Origin of the sequence: Pedobacter arcticus A12, from assembly GCF_000302595.1 — a bacterium.
GTDB lineage: Bacteria > Bacteroidota > Bacteroidia > Sphingobacteriales > Sphingobacteriaceae > Pseudopedobacter > Pseudopedobacter arcticus.
This window is the reverse complement of the sequence record NZ_JH947128.1, coordinates 258,255-283,024: the sequence shown is the minus strand read 5'-3', so window position 1 is coordinate 283,024 and position 24,770 is coordinate 258,255. Positions and strand designations below refer to the sequence as shown.

Here is a 24,770-nt window from a genome sequence, read left to right as displayed (position 1 = left end):
ATATGAAAAAGATCTTATTAACAATCGCGGTTATATCCGCCTTATTATCAGTATCATGCCAGAAGTTTGATAGTGTAAAAGATTTAACGTTTGACGTGTCTGCCGAGTCTACCACTGTTAAAGCTGGAGATCCGGTAAATTTTAAGATAACTGGCGGTGATGCCAATCAGATTTCTTTTTACTCTGGTGATGTAGGCAATGACTATGAATACCGGAATAAAAATCGGATAGATCAGATAAAAAAAGTTTTTCTTTCGTTTCAAACTCACAACGTTGGTGTTGACCAAGACGTAGAGCCTGATATATTTATATCTAGTGATTTTAATGGTACCTATGACTATGAGAACGTCGAAAAAGCTACTTGGAGACCTCTTTCAAGCCTATTTGTCTGGGGGCCAAAAGGGCCTTGGCAAACAATGTGGACCGCTACAGGGACTGCAGATTTAACCTCGTATTTAGAGGATGGAAAACCATTTTACATCGCACACCGAGTAAAATCTGCATCAATGCCTACTGGTACAATTTCCCGGAATTGGCGAGCAAGATCCCATTCATTAATTGCGGAAACGATTGGTGGAAACTATCTTAATTTAGCGGATTACAAGGGAATGGCATGGAAACTTGTTGATAGATACCTAACTCCAGAAGAAGTACCCTTACAAAGTACAACTGTAGCTTCGACATCAATCTTATTGTTAGGTTATTATAACTCTGCTAGTCCAAGATACCGTTTAAATGCTGAAGTTTGGGGCGTGTCCAAAAAGTTTGAGTCTGGAGAAATTAGCTTGGGCTCAGAAGGTAGCGTGTCTTTAAAGGAGTATGTAGATCCACCAGTTGACTCATACACCCACTATTATCCGAACCCTGGGGTTTACAAAGTTGTATTTTTAGCTTCAAATGCTACAATATCGAGCAGTAAACAGGTTATTAAAGAATTAGAGATTACTGTTACCAACTAATCGTTGCTAAGTAACCTCTTGTGGTTGCTATTTAAACAACGAAAGCACCAATTGATGTTGAAATGTTATTTGAAATATCGAGGAGTACAAAAGTAGTACTCCTCTTTTTTTAAATTGATTTTTGAGGTAGGTGTTAATGATAGATAAACCTAGGTATTTTGAATATCAGGTGATTAGAAAAAAAAGATATGAAAAAAAATATTATTGCCATTTTTCTATTATTGTTGACTTCAGTAGTAGGCAAGCGGTTATACGGGCAAGATGACCTTCAAATTAGACAGCAATATCTAACAGATTTAAAGAAGATAATCATTGACCAAAGGATTCAAAAAAACACGAGAAGAGTATCTGTACAAGACAGCACTTGGGTAGATTGGCTTAAAAGAAGTGGTGAACTTCCTCCGAATTTTGCCAAGATGAAATCTACTCCTTTTCTCCCAGATCCATTAGTGTTTGAAGAAAACGGTAAAGAATTGCCGATTAAGACAAAAGAGCAATGGCAAAAGAAAAGAGAGTGGATTAAAGAAGAATATAAGCATTGGATTTCGGGAACTTTTCCAGATCCACCAAAAAATCTAAAGAGTGAGATACTCTTGGACTCTGTTTCGAATAACGTTAGGATTGTGAAAGTAAAACTAAGTTTTGGACCATCACACGCTGCAGTATTACATTTAGAGTTGTGGTTGCCAGAGGGTAAAAAGAACCTGCCAGTATTTATGACTCAATTTACTCACAAAGACTGGGGTCGTTTAGCTTTAAGACGAGGCTACGCAGTTTGTACCTATGCCGCAAGCGATGGTGCAGACGATACAGAGGCCTACCAAAAAATATATCCTAATTACGACTTCAGCACCTTAATGAGAAGAGCTTGGGGTGCGTCACGAGCTATCGATTATTTGTACACGCGTCCAGAGATTAATAAAAACCAAATCGCAATTACAGGTCATTCGCGAAACGGGAAGCAATCACTTTGGGCAGCTGCGTTTGATGAAAGAATTACTGCCGTTGTGTCCAGTAGTTCAGGCACAGGTGGCGATGCACCCTGGAGATTTGGTGATCCACAATATGCTAGTGAAACCCTTGATTTGGTAACTGCTGCAAATGCTCATTGGTTTCATCCCAGATTACGGTTTTTCTTTGGTAACGAAGATAGACTGTCTGTTGATCAAAATTCACTAGCATCGCTAATAGCACCTAGGGCACTCTTATTTCATTACTCGGTAACAGAGGCTGGATTGAATGCATGGGCCAACGAACAAAACTATTATGCCACAAAGAAAGTATATGAATTCTTAGGCGAAGGTGACCGAATAGGGGTACATACAAGAAGAGGAGAACATGCGGTTGCCTCCAGAGATGTTGAATTTACCCTGGATTTTTTGGATAAGCAGTTCAACAGAAATAACATTACTTGGCATAACAACTTGTTTTATACCTATGATTATAACGATTGGCTAAAAAATCATAGTGATTTGGCAATTGTTGCGAGAAACCAAAAAGCAATACACCTAAAAGCGAATTATAAGAGTATCGCTGATTTTGAGAAAGAAAAATCGAAAGTTTTAACAAATGTTAGTTGGCTTTTAGGTGAGAAGCCAGGTAGTGTTAAGCCAGATTTTATTGATATTGCTCTTAAATCAAGATACGATTGGATTGAGTCTATAATAGGAACCGCAGAGCCAAAAAATGGCATTGCCCATTATTATGGCCCTTATGCAGCCATGGGAGACCATATTCCAGTTCGTGTTTATTATCCAAAAAATAGTAAAGGGAAAATTGAGGATAAGAAATATCCGACAGTGATTTACTTACATCAATATGCACACTCTACTGGTTATGCCAAGGGCTACAATAAGCTCACAGCCGGTCAGTCAAACGATGTTTTATTTTCGCAATTTTTAGCTCAGGGATATGCAGTTGTAGCGTTTGACTTATTTGGCTTCGGTAGCCGAATGGAAGAAGCTGTTAATTTTTATCAACGAAACCCTTCTTGGTCTAAAATGGGAAAAATGGTGACTGACGTAAGCGGTGTGTTAGATGGCTTATACAAAATCAACAATATTGATCAAAACAAAATCTTTGTTTTGGGAAACACTTTGGGTGGAACTGTGGGCATATACGCCGCAGCTTTAGACAACAGGGTAAAGGCATTGGTTTCGGTGTCTGGGTTTTCTCCATACAGAAGCTCTAACTTGCAATACGAATCCATAAGAACAATGTCTCACTTGCATGGTTTAATCCCTCGATTGGGCTTTTTTGCGGATACGCCTAAAGATGCTCCAGTTGACTTAGAAGAAATGTTAGCGTGTATTGCTCCTAGACCTATGATGGTTGTAGCGCCAACATTAGATAGATACGGAGATCGCAAACAAATTGAAAATGCCGTTGCAGCGTCTAAGGTAGCTTATGGCTTGTATGGTAAATCAAATAATTTGCAACTATATCAGCCAGAAGATATCAACAGACTTTCGCCGGAGTCTGTAACAGAGATCATCAAATTTTTTAATCAAGTTAACCAAGGAAGGTAAAAAGATATATATAGCTTTTCGAAGATTTTTACTCACTTTTTGGGCGGGATGCTCAGTCTTCGAATGCTTTATCTTGATTGACCAAGTTCCTATTTAAGAATGCTGTTGTCATAACCTAAGAATTATTTTGAATTTAAAAAAACTGGTATGGTAGAAAATGAAAATGATTCGGAAGCGAACTTGTCTGATGTAAAATCTTTTGGCAGACGTAAAATGTTAGCTGCACTGAGTATAGTTGGCTTATCAACTGTATCGTTAGGAGTTTTCGCCGCTAAGGGAAACGGTGGTAAAGCAGGAAAGAAAGGTTCGTTGTTTGTATTTGGGAGTGTAGCGGAAATGAAGGAGGATAACTCCTTAAAGGAAGGCGATCAAGCACATACTAGCGGTTTTTATGATGCTGGAGATGGCGGTGGGGCTGCCTATCTTATCATCAAAACAAAAGAGAAGGTAGATGAGGGAGAGCTGATAAGCTTAAATAATGGACTCACAGCCAAGTTGATAAATGTTGCGCAAGTCAATTACAGGGTATTTGGGGCAAAATCGGATGGTAAAAGTGATGATGGAGTCCAAATTAGAAAGGCACATAACTATGCAAATAAAAATAACCTACCTGTAAGCAACCTGTCTGGTGATTTCTGGATTACAGAAAGTAATCATATTAGAATTCAAACAGACGTTAATTGGGGAAACTCTATTTTCCATATCAATGAAAAGTATAACACTTCTACCTCTCGGTTTGTAATAGAAAGCAAAGAGGAAAGTCGGCGAATTACCCTTACCGATTTAGAAAAGCAGTCTTTTTTGAAGCAGCTTAAATCAAAGACGAGAAACATCGCAGAATTAACAGACTATGCAAACTCTTTGGTTGTCATTATAGATAGCAATCAGAAAGCCGGGGCGAGACAAGGTGGCAATGCTACTGCGGGTAAATCGCAACAGGATTTTTTCTACGTTGAAACAGACGGAAGAGTTATGGGCGAAGTCTTCTTAGAGTTTTCAGACTATACATCGTTAACAGCTTACCCTGCCGAGAAATCATATTTAACCATGGAGGGTGGTACGTTTTTCCTTTCGGGTCAAGGTCCGGATGAGCAAAGCGGTAAATATATGGCAAACGGTATCCAGATTCAGCGGAGTAGAACTATTTTAAAGAACCAGTGGCTTGGTATAGAGCAGGGAAACAAGGATATAGCTCGTAGACCTAGATCTGGGTTTTATAATCTGTCCCGAGTATTTGATGTTCAGCTCGAAAATATACGTTTGCTTCCTTGGGAAAAAACCAGAGGGGGTGATAAGTTATTAAATGTACCACAAGGTACATACGGTATATCTGGTAGTGTGATGATGAATGTTGTATTTAAGAATATAACTGCCGAGGCCGGGAAAATACATTGGGGTATATTTGGAACTAACTATGTTAAAAACCTGCGGGTCGAACGCTGTTTCTTAAACAGATTTGATGTGCATTCTTTTGGCTGGAATATTACCATTGTCGACTCTGAATTTGGTCAAAAAGGCGTTACTGTAACCGGTGGCGGAGAGCTTCGTGTCGAAAACACGAGTGCTTACCAAAATAACTTTATCAGTTTTAGACCAGATTATGGTTCCAGGTGGGACGGCGATATTGTAATTAAAAACTGTAAGCTTTATCCAATTCATCAGGGTAGTTCGGCTATCATTAGCTATAATGCCAAAGACCTAGATTATAAATATGCCATAGGATACGCAGCCAACATCAAAATAGAAGATTTTATTATCGATTATAGAAGTGTACCAGAATCTACAGCTATATGCTGGGTTATTAGTACTGTAGTGGTTTCCTCTTATTTAAATAGTGGGAAGCTGTTTTTTCCTTCAACAGTTGAGATGAAGAACATCACTGTAAGAGGAAGAGAAAAAGGAGTGAGAATAATGAATTTAGCAAAGCCTAACACTTTTAGTTTGGAAAAGGATTTTGTTGATAACTCTTTTTATTTGCATCCCAATGCTCGGTTGATTTTTGATAATATAGATTTGGAAGAATCCTCAATAGATTCTCCGCAGTTTTCAATTGCTAAGCAAGATGAAAAATTACATAAGAAAGCTTTGGTCCCGTTAATTAGGTTTAAAGACTGTAAAAATGTAATCTGTAAGCTGGAAAATAACCTCGCAGAAATTGAATTTGAAAACTGCAGCATTAGCAATCTTTTATTAGGTGAAGGTAATTCATATCACGGAAGCTTGATTTTTAAAGAGTGTAAGTTTGTACCGGCCTCCGATCAAGTTTCTTTTAACCTTGGCGCCACGTTAGGAACTACATTTGTAAACTGCATTTTAATGCTGCCAAAGACCATGGGAGATTCAAAAGCCAATCCTTTAAAAACCTATAGTTTTATTCAACTTAACAAATCTGTGAAGTACAATCACACTAATACGAGACTTGGGTTGGATATATTGGCTCATCTAAAACACAACGGTACAGTTCTTTTGCCCGATTTCATCAGTAAGCTTAAAGCCAACCATGAGTTGGAATGATTTTGATTAAGCGCTTCAGTCAATTTTTCTAGCCCAATTAATTATAAGTCTAAAATTTAAGCATCAAAATTTTGTTTATTTAGAAAAAATAGTATCTTTAGGGTACGTTAACGTAGCGGTCTAGCTACTCCAATTTAAACATTTAAAGAATTAGAATTATGAAAAAGATTTTATTGACACTTGCAGTAGCATTCAGTTTATCTGCACTAACAGTTGAAGGCTACAGTCAAACTAAGGCAATTCCATATTACTCAACCCAAACAATGGATGAAATAAATGCAACTCCCGAACAAAGAGCAGCAGTAAAGACATTGGTTTCAGAATTTAAGGATCGCGTAAGTGAAGTGAAAGCTAAGAGTGGGCTATCAAAGGAAGAAATGGACTTGGAAGTAAGAAAGCTTACCTCTGAAAGAGCAAAGCAGTATTGGAAACTTTTGACTCCTGAACAAACAAAATATTTAAAAGATAAAGCGAAATCAAATTAAAATTTTCAGAAAGTATATGGCTTTGCCTATTCGTTTAAGTCGATACCTTTCTAATTAATCGGTATAGGAGCACAGCTAGGTTAACTGGGGTGCTTCTATCTTATCTCTTACAACTAAATCTTTATTATGAAAATACTCTTACAACTAATTTCTTTTTGTTTCGTTGCTGGTGTGGTAAATGCTCAAGACAAAGATTGGAACGGCACCAAAGCATCTTGGTCTTATGATTTAACCGGAGACCGCAATGCTGATTTTGTAGATGAAAGTGAAACCATACTTTTTAAGTCTGAAGTTCCAGCGAGTCTTTATATGCCTGGGGCTGGAACTACAACAACTTCAACGGCTACAGTTCCAGGATGGTTTCCTGCGTCGGTTGGTACTACCAATATACACACAAGAGCATCAGCTGGAAAAGCAGATCCGGCAGCTAATGGCGCCAGGGTAAAGTACACTTTAATTAAAGACGGCGCCACTTTTAAATCTTTGAAAATCGATGCAACTAACCAACTGAGTAAATTGCTTATTAGAAACATTGATGATGCCGTAGCTAGCCCCATCGCCAAATTTTCCTTCAATCTTAAGACCCATTATAAAGATGATGATGGAGACGGAAACGTTGTTCAGCCAGGAGTGGGGTCGGGTAGCCGTTATTATGATTTGATGTTGGGATATAATGACAGCGGAACGGGGCTTTCCGGAGTAGGAGCATGGTTTAGAGGCGGTGATGCTATTACCAGCACATCAACTATTTCTCTCAGCGAGAGTCTTTTTACTTCTTTTCGTTTGCAAGTAAATGAAACACAAACAGCTATGGTTGTTTCGCACAGGAAGGTGAGTACCCCTGGAGGAGGAGATCCATTTGTAAATGGAGCAGCAAGTTTTGTTGCAATGCCAGAATTACCCATTAATGCAAACGGTAGTGATTCTAATATAGAACTGTATTGCAATAATTCTGCACTTAAACAATATTATGTTGTTGATGAAGATATTTACGCTGTAAATTCTCAAGCTGTTCATTTGTGGGCTAATGGGGTAAAAATTGGAGAATATGATATAGCAGTCGCTGGAAAATCATCCCTTAGTACTGGGAAAGCAATTAATACATTTGCGGTACATACAAACGGAACGGCGGCTAATCTAACAGAGTTAAGTTATGGTTCCATAGAGTTAGCAGACCTTCAAGCTGATTACGTAACAACTACTAACGCAACACTTCCAGTAACCTTAACTTCGTTTACCGGAAAGTATGATGCGAATGCAGTGAATTTGAAATGGACTACGGTATCTGAAAAGGATAATTCGCATTTTGAAGTATTGCGTTCTAGCGATGGTGTTTCTTTCGAAGAAATAAAACGGATTACTGGACATGGAAATTCCTCTGAAATCAACTATTATAGTACAAAAGATTATAGCCCTATCTCGGGGATAAATTACTATCAACTCAAGCAGGTAGATTATAACGGTAAATATTCCTCGTCTGAGGTGATTGCAGTTAATAGTTCATTTAATGCCGAACAACTCACTGTTACAAGTACAGAGTCTGGATTGAATGTTTCAGTTTATTCAGATAAACCTGCAAATGTTGCTGTTTCTGTCATAGATATGGGCGGCAAAAAACTGTTGAGCCAAAATATTCAAGTTGTTGGCGGTAAAAACCAGTTTACATTAAATACAACTACGCTTTCTCCAGGTGTTTATATATTTTCAGTAGAAGGTAATGGAGAAAAACAGCGAGTAAAATTTGTTAAATAAATTAAAGTAAATCAATCCGATTTAAAAATCAACAAAAGGGAAATTACATCCTTTTGTTGGTTAACCCTACGCAGTTTTAAAAACCTGATGCTACACTGGTTGTGTAATACAACCATCTTGACATGCCTATGGGCAAAATTTAAAGAATCGCAATGAAACTATACTTATCTGTTGCCTTGTGCCTTATTACTGGATTTGCTGCAGCACAGCAGCGTTATGTTGATTTCAATTCATCCATACCTTCCAATTGGAGTACCAGTGGCGCCACGCCATTAGCACTCAGTGATGAGCATCTAAAAGATGGTGCTAAGGCGTTAAAATGGGTTGCTGCTGCCAACAATGAATTAAGGGCAATTGATTTGAATATACCTTTAACGGAAATTGCAAGCACCAGTACTGGTTCTGCTCAGATTTTCGTTTACAGCAAAGAAGTTTCTAACGACACCTTGTATTTTACATTTTTTGATCAAAATAATGTTCAACGTCGGCAAGGAAAGATGCTGCTAAACTTTAAAGGATGGAGAGATTACCACCGTAGTTATTACTATGACTACGCAGTAAACAATGGTACAGTTGCTGGCTTTTTACTTAAGAAATGTGTCGTTACGTATAAGCCAGTGCATCCGACTGCTGTTAAAACAATTTATTTAGACTCGGTAAAGTTTATAGGCGATGATGCTGTTCGAATTCCAGGTCCTCACATGGCTATCGATTATCCCTTTTTTAGACAGCAGGCAGTTAATGGTCAGAATGGTAATGCCCTAACAAGTTTTTTAAACGTACCTAATATTCCGGTAACGTTACCTTCCGCCCAAGAATTAACTGATTTGAATGTTGTAAGAAGTCGCCTAGCTCGCACCCTTGCTACTGTTTCTTCTACTGATCTGGCCGAAGCCAAAGCTTACGTTAACTTTTCCAACATCCGTTACAATCCAGATAATACAATTACGGGCAGAGGAATATCCGATATCTATGATGCAGACACTCTTGTTAGGCTAGCAAACTATTGTGGCTATTTGGCAAGAGCGTATCGGCAAAATACGGATGAAGACGCTAAAGTGAAGCTAATCGATTTTACAAAGTATCTCCTAGATCAAGGTTTTGCTGAAGGCGGAAGAAGTGTGCTCAGAACAAACTCGTATGCCAATCCATTAGCATTACCTCTGGGTTTTATTGATGCGTTACCTGTGTATCCGGTGGATGTGAGAAGCGACGTGATGAAAATGCTGAAATGGTCAAATATGTTCGGTATTGTACATGAGAATACTTACATCCCTGGTTATAATGTGGATTTTTTATACCTGAAAGGTAAATTTTTACCAGAGTTAGCAGTTTTGGAACAAGATGATGCCCTTGCAGTGAGAGATTTAAAAGCGGTTAAAAGATTCTTAGAACGGAATACAGAATCAAGTTATGGGGCTAGAGACGGCATAAAGCCAGATGCAATGGGTTTTCACCACCAATCTCATCATGTAAGCTATATGTATGCTTGGGGCGAATGGACCAATATTGTGTACAATTTAAAAGGCACTAGTTTTAAGGTTAGCAAACAAGCTTATGATAATATGGTTTTCGCCATGAAAAACCTATTTATCGGCACTTCGAAAGGTACCTTGTTTGCTCATGCAGAGTCTGGCAGAACCCCTTTCCAAAGTTCTGTATCGGTGAAGTTGACCCAATTAAAATCACTGATAGAAATAGGTGGGGACATTATGGGGGAACCAATTGATCCCGCTTTAGCTTCATTTTACAACAATTTAACTGGCACAAATGCTTATTCGGCTCCTGCGGTAAATTATGATGGTTTCTATCCCTATGCTTATGGTCCCATGGCAGTTAAAAGAAAAGGAAACTATGTAGCTGTGATGCGAGGGTCAACCGATAAATTATTCGGTTCAGAGATCAATGCTGGAGATAACCGCTGGGGACGATACCAGAGTTATGGTTCTTTAGAGATATTATACGGAGGGAACCTTAGTTCCAGCGGTTATATTCTGTATGGTAATGGATGGGACTGGAATATGATGCCCGGTACTACTACCGTACATTTTCCTACTTATACAGGTTTACTTGCTTTAAAGCCAACTTCAACTGAATTCCAGAAAAACAGTTTCGCTGGAGGGTTGTCTTTAGGAGATCAAGGTATTTTTGCTTTAGATTTCTCGCAAGATGCTAAGACCTATTATACATCAAGTGATTTAACGTTTAAGAAGTCGGTTTTCGCATTTGACGATATCATGCTGTGTTTGGGAACTAACATTACTACCAGCAATGCACTTGGAGACGTAGCTACCAACCTTTTTCAAGCAGTAACAACTGGCTCCAATCCCGCAATTTACGTTAACTCCACTACGCCAGTTTCTGGGGCACTTAACACCACTATTTCTACAGCATCAGCAAGTGCTTGGTTATTAACTGCTCAAAAAACAGGTTTTTATATCCCAAAAGGAAATGGAGACATCAGCGTATTCAGAGGGTCGCAATCTACTCCTTTAGAATCATCAGATGATGAAACGGTAACAGCGACAGCAAATGCAAGCAAAGCATGGATTAGTCACGGGACAAAACCGTCGGATGGCAAATATGCCTATGTAGTAGTACCTGATGTTACTCCTTCTGCTATGCAAGCAGTGATTTCGCAAATTGACTCTGGTGTTGTTTATGAAATACTGGAACAAAGTAATACTGCACACGTTGTGAAGTATCTTCCTAAAAAGCTAACTTCTTACGTGTTTTTCGACCCAAAAACGGACGTAAATATCGGCTACATAAAAAGTATTTCCAATAAAGCATTAGTGGGTGCTAGAGAAGCATTAAGCTCCAATAAATTAATAGACTCTCTTATTGTAACAATCAATATACCCGATTTAAATACAGAGAATAAAACGTCTTGGGATTACTACTGGCTAGCGAGACCTAGCACTGTAAGTATAACCTTAAAGGGTGGATGGGATATTGATGAGAATACCAATAACGCCAGTATTACCAAAAATGGAGATGAGCTGACTGCTACATTTGTTTTAGAGCATGGCTTCTCAAACACCATCAAATTGGTACGTGAAGCTGTTTTACACGAACCTGGCAAATGGGTTTTAGAAAGTGATAGTTTAAACTATGATTTGGGTGCAGGTACAGGAAACCAAGGTAGCAATTGGTCAACAGGAGTATCCATATCTACCAGTGCTAATCCAGGCTTTCTGCCTTATCCTACTAAGGGAATGGCCCGTGTAGGTAGTGCAAGCGGTGCCCCTAGTTTTGACTTGGAAGGAACTGGAGAAACAGCGGCGCTCAAAATAACCGCTTCCTCCGCAGGAACCATTGGTAAGTTTTCTGTTTATGGAACAGATGCATCGGCAGTGACAGCTTTGTTTTTTAGGATGACCTTTAATACCGAGCCCACCAACGGTACTTGGGTAATGGCGATGGGAAATCACTTGGAGAGTAGTGATAATGTTAATAGATTCAATGATGGCTCCGGTTTACCAAATACAGAAAGAGCAGAGGTATTTACAGCACTTAAATGGACAATTGGTACAGCCAATGAACTAGTTTTCTCCTATCGGCAAAGATCAGGGTCGAGTATTTCCTATCCAATTTTAAATAATGCACCTTTTGTTAAAGGAGGAACATACGATGTAGAAGTTTACGCTAACAACCACGATGCTTCACAAGACTATGTACGCGGTTCAAAAACCTACACAGTAGATGCCGGAATGCTTGATTTTTGGGTGGATGGGATTAAATTAGGTGTATTTGCAGCAAGCGAATTGGAACGTAAAAAGGAGTTGAGTGCTTTCCTTTTTACAGGTAATGCTAGTACTTTGCCTACAAGTAATGCTGCCCAACTTACCTTAAGTAACATTCAGTTGCAGTATGTAAAACCTACACTACTTCCACTTACCATCACCTCTTTTACCGGTGATTACTCACAAGGAGATGTTTTACTAAAATGGTCTACAGTATTTGAAAAGAACGTTGACTTATTTAAAATTTATAGCAGTACCGACGGACAAAATTATAACCTTATAGGGAGTGTTAATGCTACAGGTGATTCTGAAAAAAAGGTTCAATACACTTTTACAGATGCGCAGTTCTCTACCAATCAACCTCATATTTATTATAAAATGATTGCAGTGGATAAGGATGGAACACAGAGTTATGAAAGCGATGTGGTAGCAATAAAGTTACCACTCAAAAGTGAACCCTTCAGTATAATGCCTAACCCCGTGAGTGATAAAATGGAGTTGAGGTTCTATTCGAAATTTGATACCCAAGCAGAAATAAGAATAGTAAGCATAGATGGTAAAGTAGTCCAGAGTAGGTCTACGTTTGTGAAAACAGGTTATAATATTTTGACTTTAGATGCTAGCTATTTAGCACCAGCGGTTTATATAACTACGGTAAATGGGACTTCTCTTTACGAAAAGGGAACATTTATCAAAAAATAGTTTTAATAATCATACGATAACTAAAAACAATAATTATGAAAAAAACACTACTACTTGCGGTAGCGTTCACGATGGGCGCTATACAAGCACATTCTCAGTTTGTAAATTGGGAAAACGCTGGAACTAATTATGTATACGACTTTAGTGGAAATAGGGCACCAGGACAACCTGCTTCTTTGGAGCCAATACCTACGGATGGATATAAAGAAACCGTAACAACAGCGTCACTGGGTTGGATGCCAGCGCCATCTTCGGGTACAGCGTACTTGCGGTACTCTGGTGCTGCGGAATTCAATGGCGGTTATAAACTTGTCCCTTTTCCAAATCCAACTGGTCTAGAAGTGTTGATTGCAAATGGTGGGCCCAATAAATTATCTCTTATTGATGCTGCAGGTGCCACAGAAATATCCAGATTTTCGACAACCTTAAAGTTTGGTGATTCTGGAACAAAGGGTTTGATACGTTTAATGCTGGGAAATACCGATGGGTTTACTTCATCGGGGGTCTTTACAAGTAATAGTAATTTGTCTAGTGGTACAAATGCAGATATTTTTGCTGCATTGGGAATATTGTATGGTGCAACAGGTATCAAACTGATAGGAAGAAACAATCCAACAGGTAGTGGTACAACAGGTACAACATACCCGGATGTTAAAAGCGATGCATTTGTTTTAGGTAGAAATCACGAACTGGAGGTTTTTATGAATAATTCTGTTGCAGAACAAGAGTATACTTATGGAACCAATACAATAACTATCCCTTCCAAGGCATACCATGTTTGGATTGACGGAGTGCAACTAGATGTTGCAGGAGCTGTAAATTTTCCAGCAGCCATAGGCGGTAAAACGGAAGTTCCAGTAAACAAAGTAATCAATGCTTTTGGATTCAGTCATTTAAGTGGGGATGCTACTACGCCAACATCCACTGTAACTTTTAGCAATATCCGCTTCGATTATGCGGTAACTACCTTACCGATTGTTTTAAGTTCCTTCACAGCAAAAAAACAGAACGATGCAGTGAAACTGAACTGGACTACGGCATCAGAGAAAAACAACGCTCATTTCGATATCTTGCGTTCGTCTACAGGGAAAGAATTCCAAACAATTGAACAGGTTTCTGGGGCGGGTAATTCTAACGATGTTAAAAATTACTCCTATACAGACTATAAGCCTGCTTCTGGCACTAACTATTATCAATTAAGACAAGTTGATTTTAATGGTACTTCTACTGAATCTGAAGTGCGGGCCGTAACTACCGACTTGGTAAAAGACGGATTTGTTGTTTATAAAGAGACAAATAATCTGGTAGCCTCCATTCATTCAGCCACAGCCGGCCGTGGAAGCGTAAAAGTAGCGAATATTTTAGGCGATATTTTGCGTACCATACCCGCGGAATTGGGCGCAGGCTATACAAAAGTTGATTTAGGAAATCTTAATCTTAAGTCTGGAGTTTACTTAGTCCATTTAGTTGTTGGAAACCGCTCTCAAACTGTGAAATTTATTGCTGAGGACTAACTGTCTTTTTAGCTCAAGATATTTATAGTGTTTCTCTTTTAGGGTAACGCTATAATTTTCTTAAAGGAGAAGAAATTTTAAGGAAAGTATATCTCTCAATGCTATCGTAGAACAGAAGAATAAAATGTAGTATATTATTTGTAAATTAAATCAACGAATGAATAAGTTCAGCCTGCAATTGCTATTAGCAATGCTATTTTTAGTTAGTAATGCTATAGCCCAAAAAACGGAGATAAAGTGGCATAATCCTGCTACCGAGAAATATCCAACAGTGCATAATCAAGGTTGGAGCGACAAAGAAATAAAATCATTTTATGATAGGTTGCCAAGCAAGATGGAAAATACGGTGAGACCAGAAGTTTGGAACTTATCTCGCACTGCCGCAGGGTTGGAATTAGTTTTCAATACAACTGCCGAACAAATAATTATCCGGTACGTGACCACTAAAAAAAAATATGCAATGAACCATTTCCCAGCTACGGGTGTGTCTGGGGTAGATTTGTTCGCCGAAAATAAAGACGGGTCTTGGGCTTGGGCAAATGGAAAGGCTGACTTTAAAGATACGATAACTTATAGCTATGCAAGTCTTGATTTAGATAAAGATCAATATAAATCAGGCAGGAAATTTCACTTGTTTCTACCATTGTATAATGGGGTAAAATGGTTGGAAATTGGTGTGCCTGAAGGAAGTGGATTCAAATTTATCCCAGTCACGGACGAGAAGCCTATTATCACTTACGGTACTTCCATTACACAAGGCGGCTGTGCATCAAGGCCAGGCATGGCGTGGACTAATATACTTTCTCGTAAACTGCACACGCCCGTTGTAAACTTAGGATTTTCTGGTAACGGAAAGTTAGAGAAGGAAATTATTGATTTAATGGCAGAAAAGGATGCAAAAATATTCATAATAGACTGTGTGGCAAATATGGGTGCTGATATTAAAAATATTAAATCAAAACATACAGACGCTGTAATCACGCTTAGGGCAAAGCATCCCAATACGCCAATTGTAGTGGTTGAACAGCCGCACTATACGGAAGGTAGGTTTACTTCTGCAAGAGCGAGGGGATTAGCCGCTATGAACAAAGAATTACAGGACAGTTATAAAGAGTTGAAATCAAAAGGAGTTAAAAATGTGTATTATTTAACCTATGCTGATATAGGGTTTGATATGAATGATTCCGTTGATGGAACCCATCCCACAGATATGGGGATGTTAAAATATGCGAATGCATTTGAGAAGCTACTTAAACCGTTGCTTAAATAAAGCTCACTAGTTTTCATCAGCATTAATGCGTAATTAATAACAAAAGCTGAATTAGAGATAATTTTTCTTCATCATCAATGACTAAATCAACAAAACTAGGATTTATCCTGCTAATGGCAATTGCTGTTTCATGCTTAACGTTAACCCAGGTGACTGGGCGTACAGCAATAAAAATACATACTTCTGAAGCAAAGCCTGTATATAATTATCCAATTTTTTCTACCTCCCTTGAAGATTTTTACAACAGTATCGATTATACGATATCCGATCTTAGGCATGTGAAAAAGGCAGTTGATACAAAAAACTATAAACAAGCTGGTGTTGAATTGCTAAAGTATTATAAAAAGCATAAAACTTTAGCTACAGATATTTTTAATATTTCTAATCGTCCACAAAGTAAGGATGCAAGAGAGCTTTCTGAAAATTTGCTCCAAAGAACATACTTTTTTCAAGGTGTTAAACACACTTTTAACGAAGATTTCGATTGGCTATACAATCCAACTGGGAAAAATGGTGTTCCGCTAAATCCCGAATGGGTGGTAAATACAGTTCGGTTTAGAGGCTTGCCAATTTTAGCGGGTGCATACGCTTCTACCACAGACGAACGCTTTGCAATAGAACTTGTTTATTTGATGCGTGATTTTATTGAAAAATTTCCGGTACCACTTAAAGAGAAAAACGAAGATAATATTATACCATCCGAGTTTGACCGTTTGATGTATAGCAAGTTGTCTGTTTCATCTAGAATCAGCACTACCGTTTATTCTCTTTTTTCCATAATTGATTCACCAAATTTGAAAAGCGAAGACTTTGTAGTTATCATGCAGGGCATCTATAATCATCTTTTGCGGATGGAGAAGTATCCCTATCTAACCTATCACAATATGGGTGTTGCTGATGCTGAAGTGCTTCAAAAGGTTTCAGTATCGCTACCGGAATTTAAAAAAACGAAGGAGTGGGCAAACTGGGCTTTAAAGAGAGGTTTGGATCAAATGAATTATGTGGTTTATCCAGATGGGGTTGAGAAAGAGCTCTGTCCGAGATACCATCAAGGAGTAATGGCCACTTTTGCAAAGTTTATGACTGTTTCGGAGAAATCTGGTACAAAACCACTACCTGAATTTACGGAAAAATTGAAGGCGATGGCAAAATTTCTTGTCGATTTTTCTAGACCCGACGGTACAATACCTGCATTTAACGAAATGGTGCAGACGCAAGATAATAAACAAACAATACGTAGACAGGTAAACAGCATCGCTACTCTGACAGGTGACCAGAATATACTTCAGTGGTTTGGAACCGATAGGGCTAAGGGCGTAAAACCTGATTATACCTCTGTGTCTTTCGACTGGGCAGGTTATTATATAATGCGCTCCGGATGGAATAAAGAAGATAACTACATGGCGATAAAGGCGGGACCCTATGGTCTGGCGCATCAGCATGAGGATAAACTGAGCTTTGAGCTGTTTGCAAATGGTGAACTTTTCCTTGTAGATCCGGGCTTTTACACCTACAACTCGAAAGATATTTGGCGAAAGTATTACCTTTCATCAGTAGCCCACAATACGCTTAGCCCCGATGGGCTAAGTCAATATCGATATGGAAACAGACATTTATATGAAAATAAAAAGCCTAATGATGCTTTGTGGGTCAGTAATGATAAGTATGACTTTTTAAGTGCAGTTTACAATAATGGATATGCGGACTATAAGTATCTGCACATACAAAACCCAGAACCTCTATTGGAAATATCGCACCAAAGAGATATCTTATTTATCAAGCCAGGGATATGGCTGATATTAGATTGGATAGAACCAAAAGACAGCAATAGCCATTTGTATGAAGCTTTATTTCAAAGCCAAAAACAAGTTCAGAAAGTAGGTAGCTCTTTGATTGTGAAGGGTCAGAATTCCGATCTCCATATCTTGCCTTTCGCTAAAGGTGGTGTAAATTTAGGTACAGCTGTAATAAGTGCTCAAAATGAACCATTCCGAAGAGGTTGGATTTTTGATGTCACTAGTCAGAAAAATCTACCGTTACCGACGGGAGTAGTTAGTCAAAAGATTGCTGGAGCTACAGCGCAAGCTTATTTTATCATTGCGGGAAGTAAAGGGTCGATAGCCGCTAATGTAGTAGAATCTGTAGTTGTAAATGGTGGGATTGGAGGAAAATTAACAACAATTGATGGCTTGAAACTATCTTTCATTGCTCAAAAAGCATCAGGAAATGAAATTTCTGGAACTGGTTTAACAACTAAAGGAAGATTAAAGTTGATTGTGAAAGGTACAAAGGATATCGTTGAAATAAAATAAATGTAGGTTAAAACGTGTCTGTGGAAATGGCTACTGCAAGCTATTTTGTCCATTATTAAAAAGAAATAGAATATATTTGTAACAAGCAATGCTTGCGGGATTTTGTTCTCTCTAGGCTGTAACGTAAACTATATCAAAGAGTAATTTAGTTAACAAATCAGTTTTAAAATAATCGACTGAAATGATTTTCGAGATGTTTTCTCATGGCGTTTCTAAAAAGCTCTGGTGTACCCGTTTCTAATATATGTAGAAGTTCCTTGTGCGATACAAACTCGTAAACTTCTTTTTGCTTTTTAAGCAGCCCACTGTTATGTACAAAATCGAATATAGGTAGTAATAGACTTTGGAACTTTTTAAGCGTTTCATTACCTGTAATGTCATAAAGCTTTCCATGAAAAGCAACTTCATAATCAATATTGAAAATATGATCTTGTGAAGAATCCAAATCCTTTTCTACAATTTCTCGAAGTTCAGCCAAATCTTCGGGTGTAATACGTTTAAACAAAAAATCAGCCATGCCAATTTCTAGAACGAGTCTTATTTCAAAAATTTCTCGTAACGTTCCTTGATCCAAAATATGTGGATTCATGCTCTTGGCGAGAATTCCAAATAAATCGGGACTCGTAATCACTGCGCCTCTCTTTTTCTTGGACTCAATCAGCCCCATCATCCTTAGCCTCAACATTGCTTCACGCACAACCGTTCTACTTACGCCTAATGCTGCACATAGCTCCAACTCTGTAGGGATGCTATCACCGACGTTAAGTTTTCGTTCCTGTAAAAGCTGAACAAGTTTGTCTTCTACCCTGTCCACTAAAGAACTTGTGTCTAATTGTTTTAAACTGTTAATGATTCCCATTGTTGTATTTTAATCGCTTCCAAATGCCGTTGAAGGCAAATATAGGTTAACTGTCTAGTTTTTAGATAAAAAAAGTGACTAAGTATTTGCAAATAAGCAATAAAACTATTTACTTTGTTTAACATTATGTATAACATAATGTGAAACCAACTAAATTAAACCAGATATGAAAAAAAATTACCAAACATTTGCTAGGGCTGTATGGCTCAGCATGGCTGTTTGCTTAATTGCGCTCTCAGCCTTTTCACAAAATGGTACCATCAAAGGTACCGTAACCGATGCTACGGGAGGTGGCATTCCCGGTACAGCAATTAAAATTAAAGGAACAAACGTAGGAACATCTACAGATGTAGATGGAAAATTTGCCATTATTGCTAAAGCTGGGGATGTACTTATATTTAGTTCTACCGGATTTGAAAAAAAGGAAGTAGTGGTGGGGAAATCCACAACAATAGGTGTTTTGTTGAACGAAAGTAATGAACGTTTAAGTGAAGTAGTAGTTGTGGGTTACGGTACGCAGAGCAGGAGAAGCCTAACCAATGCAGTTTCAAAATTAGACAAGGAAGTGTTAGCTAGTACACCGAGATCAAATATTGGTTCCGCATTGCAAGGCTCAATAGCAGGCTTACAAGTAGTTACCACATCTGGACAGCCAGGGGCGGATTTCTTTTTAACACTTCGTGGAGGAGCATCTATTAATAGTCCCCAAGGTCCTTTAGTGATAGTAGATGGAGTGATTAGGCCATTAAATGATATTTCCTCCGAAAATATCGAATCTATAGATGTTCTTAAAGATGCTTCTGCTACAGCTATTTATGGTACAAGGGCAAATAATGGCGTTATTTTGATAACCACCAAAAGTGGTAAGCTGGGTAGCTCTCAAATTTCCTACAAATTTACTGGAGGGTATAATGCGGAACGGAAAGGGTACGATTATATGCATGCGAAAGATTTTATCTATTATACGCGTTTAGGCTATTTGAATGCAGGAAGAACATTGGCACAGGCTAACAGTTCTAGAGGTTTAGGCTTATCTACAAACGCAGCAGATTTAGCAACTTTTGATATTAAAAGCTATGTTGCGGGAACAACCGTACTGCCGGCAGGTTGGGAAATTGTAGATGATCCTTACGGTGGTCAAATTATGTATAAAGACCATGGAGGAGAAATCCATGATATTGTTTTTAGAAATACTTATACAAAAGACCATTATGTAAATGCAAGTGGCGGTAATGATAAAGGGAAGTATTTCGCTTCTTTTGACGCTTTCAATGAAGATGGTGTTATTGTAGGTTCTAAATACAAAAGATATACAGGTGATGTTAATGGTTCATATAAAGTAAAGCCTAATGTAGAGGTTAGCTCTGCTTTAACTTTGTCAACAGCTAATAATACTGGGGTTCTTGGCAGTGAAGCAAATACTTTATATCGTAATCTGGCAATTTGGCCAACATTTAATCCGTGGCGTGATGAAGCGAAAACGCTTCCCAATCCCGGTAACGGGATAAGTGATGGAAATCCATTGTATTGGTTAAGTAGGGTTGACCGTTCAGATGGAACAAATAGAGTTGTAGCGAATGCGAGTGTTAAATGGGATATTATTCCTGGTTTATACTTAAAAGCTACCGGAAATGCTTACTTAAAAGAAAGATTAAACCGATCATTCCAAAAATCTACTCAAAGTTACGCTCAGATTTTCGCAAACTCTGGTGGCAGTTTTTCTAGAGCCTCAACCAGTCTTTTCGAACAAGACTTTCAAACGCAGTACAATGCTATTTTAAATTATACCAAATCATTTGGCAAGCACAATTTGAATGTGATGGGTGGTGGAGAGTTATTTAACGTAAAATCTTACAACGCACAAGTACAAGGGCAAAATGCACCTACTGATGATATTCCTACTGCAAATGCTTCAACAACCTTTGCAGCTGGTGGTAATTACACCAGTGCTTCTCAATATAAAATTAATTCTGCTTTAGGGCGCCTAGCCTATGATTTTGATGAGAAATATTTGTTTACTGCCGTTTTCAGACTAGATGCAGTATCTAATTTGGCAGCCGGTAACCGGGCCGGATTTTTTCCAGGTGTTTCTGCTGGGTGGAACATACATCGTGAAGAATTTTTTGAAAATTCTACAATCAGTAAATATGTTTCAAGTTTAAAACCACGTATCAGTTATGGTCAAAACGGAAATATCGCTGGCCTTTCCCGATATGAAGTACAAGGGGTTTATGGCCTCCAGACTAATTATAACGGGAATGCAGGCTTCCTAAACACTGGAATTATCAATGGGGGTTTAAGATGGGAGAAAAGTAAAACAACGGATTTTGGACTTGATTTAGGTCTACTTAACGATCGGGTTACTTTCATTTTCGATTATTATAACAAAGAAACGAGTGACTTGTTGACAAATTTAAATCTACCTGGTTATACTGGTTTCTCTAGTTTTAGAACCAATTTAGGGAATTTTCAAAATAAAGGATTAGAACTCGGTGTAAATGCAGTTATTCTAAAATCTGGAGATTGGAGAGTAGGTGCCGGTGCTACCGCTGCTTTTGTTAAAAATAAAATTTTAAAACTTCCTTATAACGGAAATGAAAATAACAGACAAGGGGGTTTACAAGTTTATGATCCGTCAACAGGTAATCCAATTTGGGTAGGCGGCTTACAAGAAGGAGGTACGATTGGCGATATTTACGGCTTTAGACAAGTTTCTATTTTTAAGGACGCGGCAGATGTTATAGCTATTGCAAACAATAGACAGGATCTTATCGGTAGAATTACCGGTCCAAATTTACCTGTGGGAGCTAATGGAAGAATCACGCCAGGAGATGTAAATTGGTTAGATGTAAATAAAGACGATATTATTGATACAAAAGATCAGGTTTATTTAGGTAATATATACCCAAAATGGACAGGAGGGTTTAATTTAAACGCATCTTATAAAGGCTTTAGTGTGTTTAACCGTTGGGATTTTGCGCTAGGTCATACCATTTATAATGATCTTTTAGCAAGAACTTTAGGGAACTTCCAAGGAACCTTAAATTATGTTACTTTACAAGCAAATGCTTGGTCTCCTACCAATACAAATACAGATATTCCTAAAGTTTATTATGCCGATCAGGTAAATGGATCAAAACAAAACTATACAAGAGCAAATAATGCGTCGCCATTCTTGAATGGAAATAATTCACGCTTTTATGAAAAAGGAGATTATCTGTGTATGCGAGAGTTAACCATTTCTTATGACTTCCCTAAAAGCCTCATGAGCAAATCAAAAATTCTTTCAAATTCAAAGGTATATGTAACAGGTAGTAACTTATTTTACATTACTAAGTTTTCAGGGCCGTCTCCAGAGCCACCAACTACGGTAAATAGCGATAACATAAGAGTTATCAATGGTATTTATGGTGGTACCTATCCAACTCCACGAACCTTTGTGATGGGAATACAAGTAGGTTTTTAACCAATTATACTCAAGATTATGAAAAAAAATATAAAAAACATACTATGTTTTATCGGCTTAACAGCCATGTTATTAGCAGGGTGTAAAAATAGTTTAGACCTAAAGCCCATAAGTAGTTTAGGTGACGCAAGTTACTGGCAAAGCGCAGATCAATTCGATGCATTTGCATATGGTATATATAATCGGTTTCGCTCACACAATACAAATTTTCAGTATTTAGGGGAACTACGCTCAGATGTTTTTGGTACAGATCCTGGTTCTACATCGGCTTTTACCGGAGAAGCTACGCAGGGAGTAGAGAAAATGTGGTTGCAAACTATAGATATTGATAATTCTGGCGTGAGTGACTTTGGTCAGTTTTACAGTAATATCAATCAAATTAACCTGCTGATCAACAAAGTAAATGCAACTTCCATTTTATCGGATGCGAAAAAGAGCGAGTTCTTAGGGATGGCATACGGTCTCAGAGCTTTTTACTATTTTCAGTTATACAGAACATGGGGCAAAGTAATTATCCAGACTGAACCGATTTTTTCTATTGACATTGAAACCTTAGCAAAAGCAGCCTCAGATTTACCTGCTGTAATGACGCTGATCAAAGCTGATATTGATTTATCCAATACAAATTATGGAACAAATTATGCTTTCAGTACAAAGGATAAAAAGGGAGTTTGGAGTAAATCGGCTACTCAAATGCTAAAAGCTGAAGTGTATTTGTGGACCGCTCACCGTGGTGGAGGAACAGCAGATGCAACCATCGCGAAAACTGCATTAACAGATATTCAATTAAACACCAGCTTATCATTGGTTTCGAATTTTGCTAATGTTTTTTCAACTACCAATAAAGACAATAGCGAAATTATTTTTGCATCAAAAAATAAAATAGATGAAGCTACTTTGAGCTTTATAGGTAATTATGTTCCGCAAACAGGCCTTATCGTTAATTTTTACGATGCTGCAGTACCAAGAAAATTTGATGTTGTTACAGATAATTATGGGGGACTACTGCGTATTCCAACTAAAATTGCTACCTACGAAAAGTTCAACGATTCGGACTCTCGGAAAAACTTAACCATCCAAGCTGCGTATTCGAAGTCCGGTGCTAACTACATTATTGCAGGTGCATTTCTTAAAAAATATGTGGGAGAACAGAGTGCGGGTAGTCGAGCTTATACCAATGACTTTCCTATTTATCGTTATGCTGATTTACTACTACTGTTAGCCGAAGCAAAGGTGATGTTGTCACAAGATCCATCAACAGAAATTAATTTAGTTAGAGCAAGGGCGTACGGGTCGAATTACAATGCTTTGACTTTAGGTTATCCTACCCAAGCGATTGACGTTAATCCAAATGAAGCAATTCTAAAAGAAAGATTTTTGGAATTTATTGGAGAAGGTAAACGCTGGTACGATTTAAGAAGGATGGGTGATAGTTATGTTTATGCAAATACTTCTCTTACTACTGCTACGTCGTACAAATTATTTTGGCCAATTGATAGAGCAACACTTACGAATAATAGATTATTGAAACAAACAGACGGATACCCACCGTTTTAATGAGCTACAAGCTGTTATCGTAGTTATTACAATTACGATAACAGCTTTTTGATTTTAATTACCACAAATATATAATTACAATACATGAATTTTCAGCATTTACACGGGCTAATTGCAGCTCCTTTTACACCGTTGAATAGCAAAGGTGAAATCAATCCATCTATTATCCCTACATACTACCAACTTTTGAAAACTAATGGAGTGAAAGGTGCTTTTATATGCGGGTCTACTGGTGAAGGTGTCTCTTTAACCAAGGAAGAGAAAATGACCATCGCTGAAGCCTGGGCAAATGCTACAAATAAAGATCCCGATTTTAGGGTGATGACGTTGCTTGGAGGAACCTGTATTGCGGATTGCAAAGTTTTAGCCAAACATGCGGAAAGTATTGGTTTATATGGGGTATCTTTTACTTCACCGTCTTACTTTAAACCTTCAAACGCTAAAATATTGGCAAGTATGTGTGCAGAAATCGCTGCTGAAGTTCCTAAAATGCCATTTTATTATTATCATATTCCGGTATTAACTGGGGCAAGTGTTGATATGATTGATCTGTTGGGAGAAGTTGATGAAATGATTCCGAATTTTGCGGGAATTAAGTACACCCATGAAGACTTTATGGACTTTCTTTCCTGTATGAATTTCAAAAACAACAAATATGATATGTTGTGGGGGCGTGATGAAAATATGCTTTCGGCACTGGTTTTAGGAGCCAAGGGTGCAGTGGGCAGTACCTTTAATTATTTTACACCACTATACCATCAACTCATAGCCGCCTTTGACGCTAATGATCTAAAAACGGCAGTAGCATTACAGCAAAAATCGATTGATTTTATCCGCTTACTGGGTAAGTACGGTGGTATAGCAACTGGGAAAGCCTATATGAAGCTGGTAGGTATTGACTGTGGCGAATTTAGATTACCAGTTAAGAATATGGACGCTGCTCAGTTTATTTTGTTTAAAAATGATGTAGCGAATCTAGGTTTTTCAAAATTTAAATCAATAAACCCTGCTGATAAATCTTTAATTACAGTGTAATTTAGAGGGTTGGTACGAAAGATTGTTCTTTCGTGTGTACTGCTACGTTTAATGAGAATGATAAAACTATA

13 protein-coding genes are annotated in these 24,770 nt (G+C 38.0%); 12 read left to right on the top strand and 1 reads right to left on the bottom strand.

The window, feature by feature from the left end; all coding sequences use genetic code 11:
• Positions 1 to 2: 2 nt before the first annotated feature.
• From B176_RS0117120 to B176_RS0117080, 9 genes are all read left to right on the top strand, one after another.
• A complete protein-coding gene (locus tag B176_RS0117120) occupies positions 3 to 959 on the top strand; it encodes a DUF5017 domain-containing protein (RefSeq protein ID WP_017260062.1) in 957 nt (318 codons plus the stop codon).
• A gap of 188 nt (positions 960 to 1,147) precedes the next feature.
• Positions 1,148 to 3,487, top strand: coding sequence for an alpha/beta fold hydrolase (locus B176_RS19895; protein ID WP_017260061.1), 2,340 nt, complete (start codon positions 1,148 to 1,150; stop codon positions 3,485 to 3,487).
• A 147-nt stretch (positions 3,488 to 3,634) separates the two neighbouring features.
• A complete protein-coding gene (locus tag B176_RS0117110; RefSeq protein WP_017260060.1) occupies positions 3,635 to 6,001 on the top strand; it encodes a hypothetical protein in 2,367 nt (788 codons plus the stop codon).
• A 158-nt stretch (positions 6,002 to 6,159) separates the two neighbouring features.
• Positions 6,160 to 6,486: a hypothetical protein gene (locus B176_RS0117105; RefSeq protein WP_017260059.1), complete on the top strand. Its 327-nt coding sequence runs from the start codon at positions 6,160 to 6,162 to the stop codon at positions 6,484 to 6,486.
• A gap of 126 nt (positions 6,487 to 6,612) precedes the next feature.
• Positions 6,613 to 8,238 carry a T9SS type A sorting domain-containing protein gene (locus B176_RS0117100; RefSeq protein ID WP_017260058.1) on the top strand — a complete coding sequence of 542 codons (1,626 nt, stop codon included), beginning with the start codon at positions 6,613 to 6,615 and terminating at the stop codon, positions 8,236 to 8,238.
• 152 nt (positions 8,239 to 8,390) lie between these two features.
• On the top strand, positions 8,391 to 12,686 hold the full coding sequence (locus B176_RS0117095; RefSeq protein WP_017260057.1) for a polysaccharide lyase family 8 super-sandwich domain-containing protein: 4,296 nt from the start codon (positions 8,391 to 8,393) through the stop codon (positions 12,684 to 12,686).
• Positions 12,687 to 12,721: 35 nt separating this feature from the next.
• A complete protein-coding gene (locus B176_RS20465; protein WP_017260056.1) occupies positions 12,722 to 14,200 on the top strand; it encodes a T9SS type A sorting domain-containing protein in 1,479 nt (492 codons plus the stop codon).
• 157 nt (positions 14,201 to 14,357) lie between these two features.
• Positions 14,358 to 15,470 carry an SGNH/GDSL hydrolase family protein gene (locus tag B176_RS19885; protein ID WP_017260055.1) on the top strand — a complete coding sequence of 371 codons (1,113 nt, stop codon included), beginning with the start codon at positions 14,358 to 14,360 and terminating at the stop codon, positions 15,468 to 15,470.
• A gap of 77 nt (positions 15,471 to 15,547) precedes the next feature.
• Positions 15,548 to 17,782: an alginate lyase family protein gene (locus tag B176_RS0117080; protein ID WP_017260054.1), complete on the top strand. Its 2,235-nt coding sequence runs from the start codon at positions 15,548 to 15,550 to the stop codon at positions 17,780 to 17,782.
• 163 nt (positions 17,783 to 17,945) lie between these two features.
• Here B176_RS0117080 and B176_RS0117075 read toward each other — a convergent pair whose 3' ends face one another.
• On the bottom strand, positions 17,946 to 18,641 hold the full coding sequence (locus tag B176_RS0117075) for a FadR/GntR family transcriptional regulator (RefSeq protein WP_017260053.1): 696 nt from the start codon (positions 18,639 to 18,641) through the stop codon (positions 17,946 to 17,948).
• 166 nt (positions 18,642 to 18,807) lie between these two features.
• On the opposite strand from B176_RS0117075, the gene B176_RS0117070 reads away from it, so the two are divergent.
• The 3 genes from B176_RS0117070 (at position 18,808) to B176_RS0117060 (ending at position 24,699) form a co-directional block, all read left to right on the top strand.
• Positions 18,808 to 22,107 carry a SusC/RagA family TonB-linked outer membrane protein gene (locus B176_RS0117070; RefSeq protein ID WP_026063416.1) on the top strand — a complete coding sequence of 1,100 codons (3,300 nt, stop codon included), beginning with the start codon at positions 18,808 to 18,810 and terminating at the stop codon, positions 22,105 to 22,107.
• An 18-nt stretch (positions 22,108 to 22,125) separates the two neighbouring features.
• The gene (gene nanU, locus B176_RS0117065; RefSeq protein ID WP_017260051.1) at positions 22,126 to 23,664 is read left to right on the top strand and encodes a SusD family outer membrane lipoprotein NanU; all 1,539 of its coding nucleotides are present in this window, start codon (positions 22,126 to 22,128) and stop codon (positions 23,662 to 23,664) included.
• 84 nt (positions 23,665 to 23,748) lie between these two features.
• Positions 23,749 to 24,699 carry a dihydrodipicolinate synthase family protein gene (locus B176_RS0117060; protein ID WP_017260050.1) on the top strand — a complete coding sequence of 317 codons (951 nt, stop codon included), beginning with the start codon at positions 23,749 to 23,751 and terminating at the stop codon, positions 24,697 to 24,699.
• Positions 24,700 to 24,770: the final 71 nt, after the last annotated feature.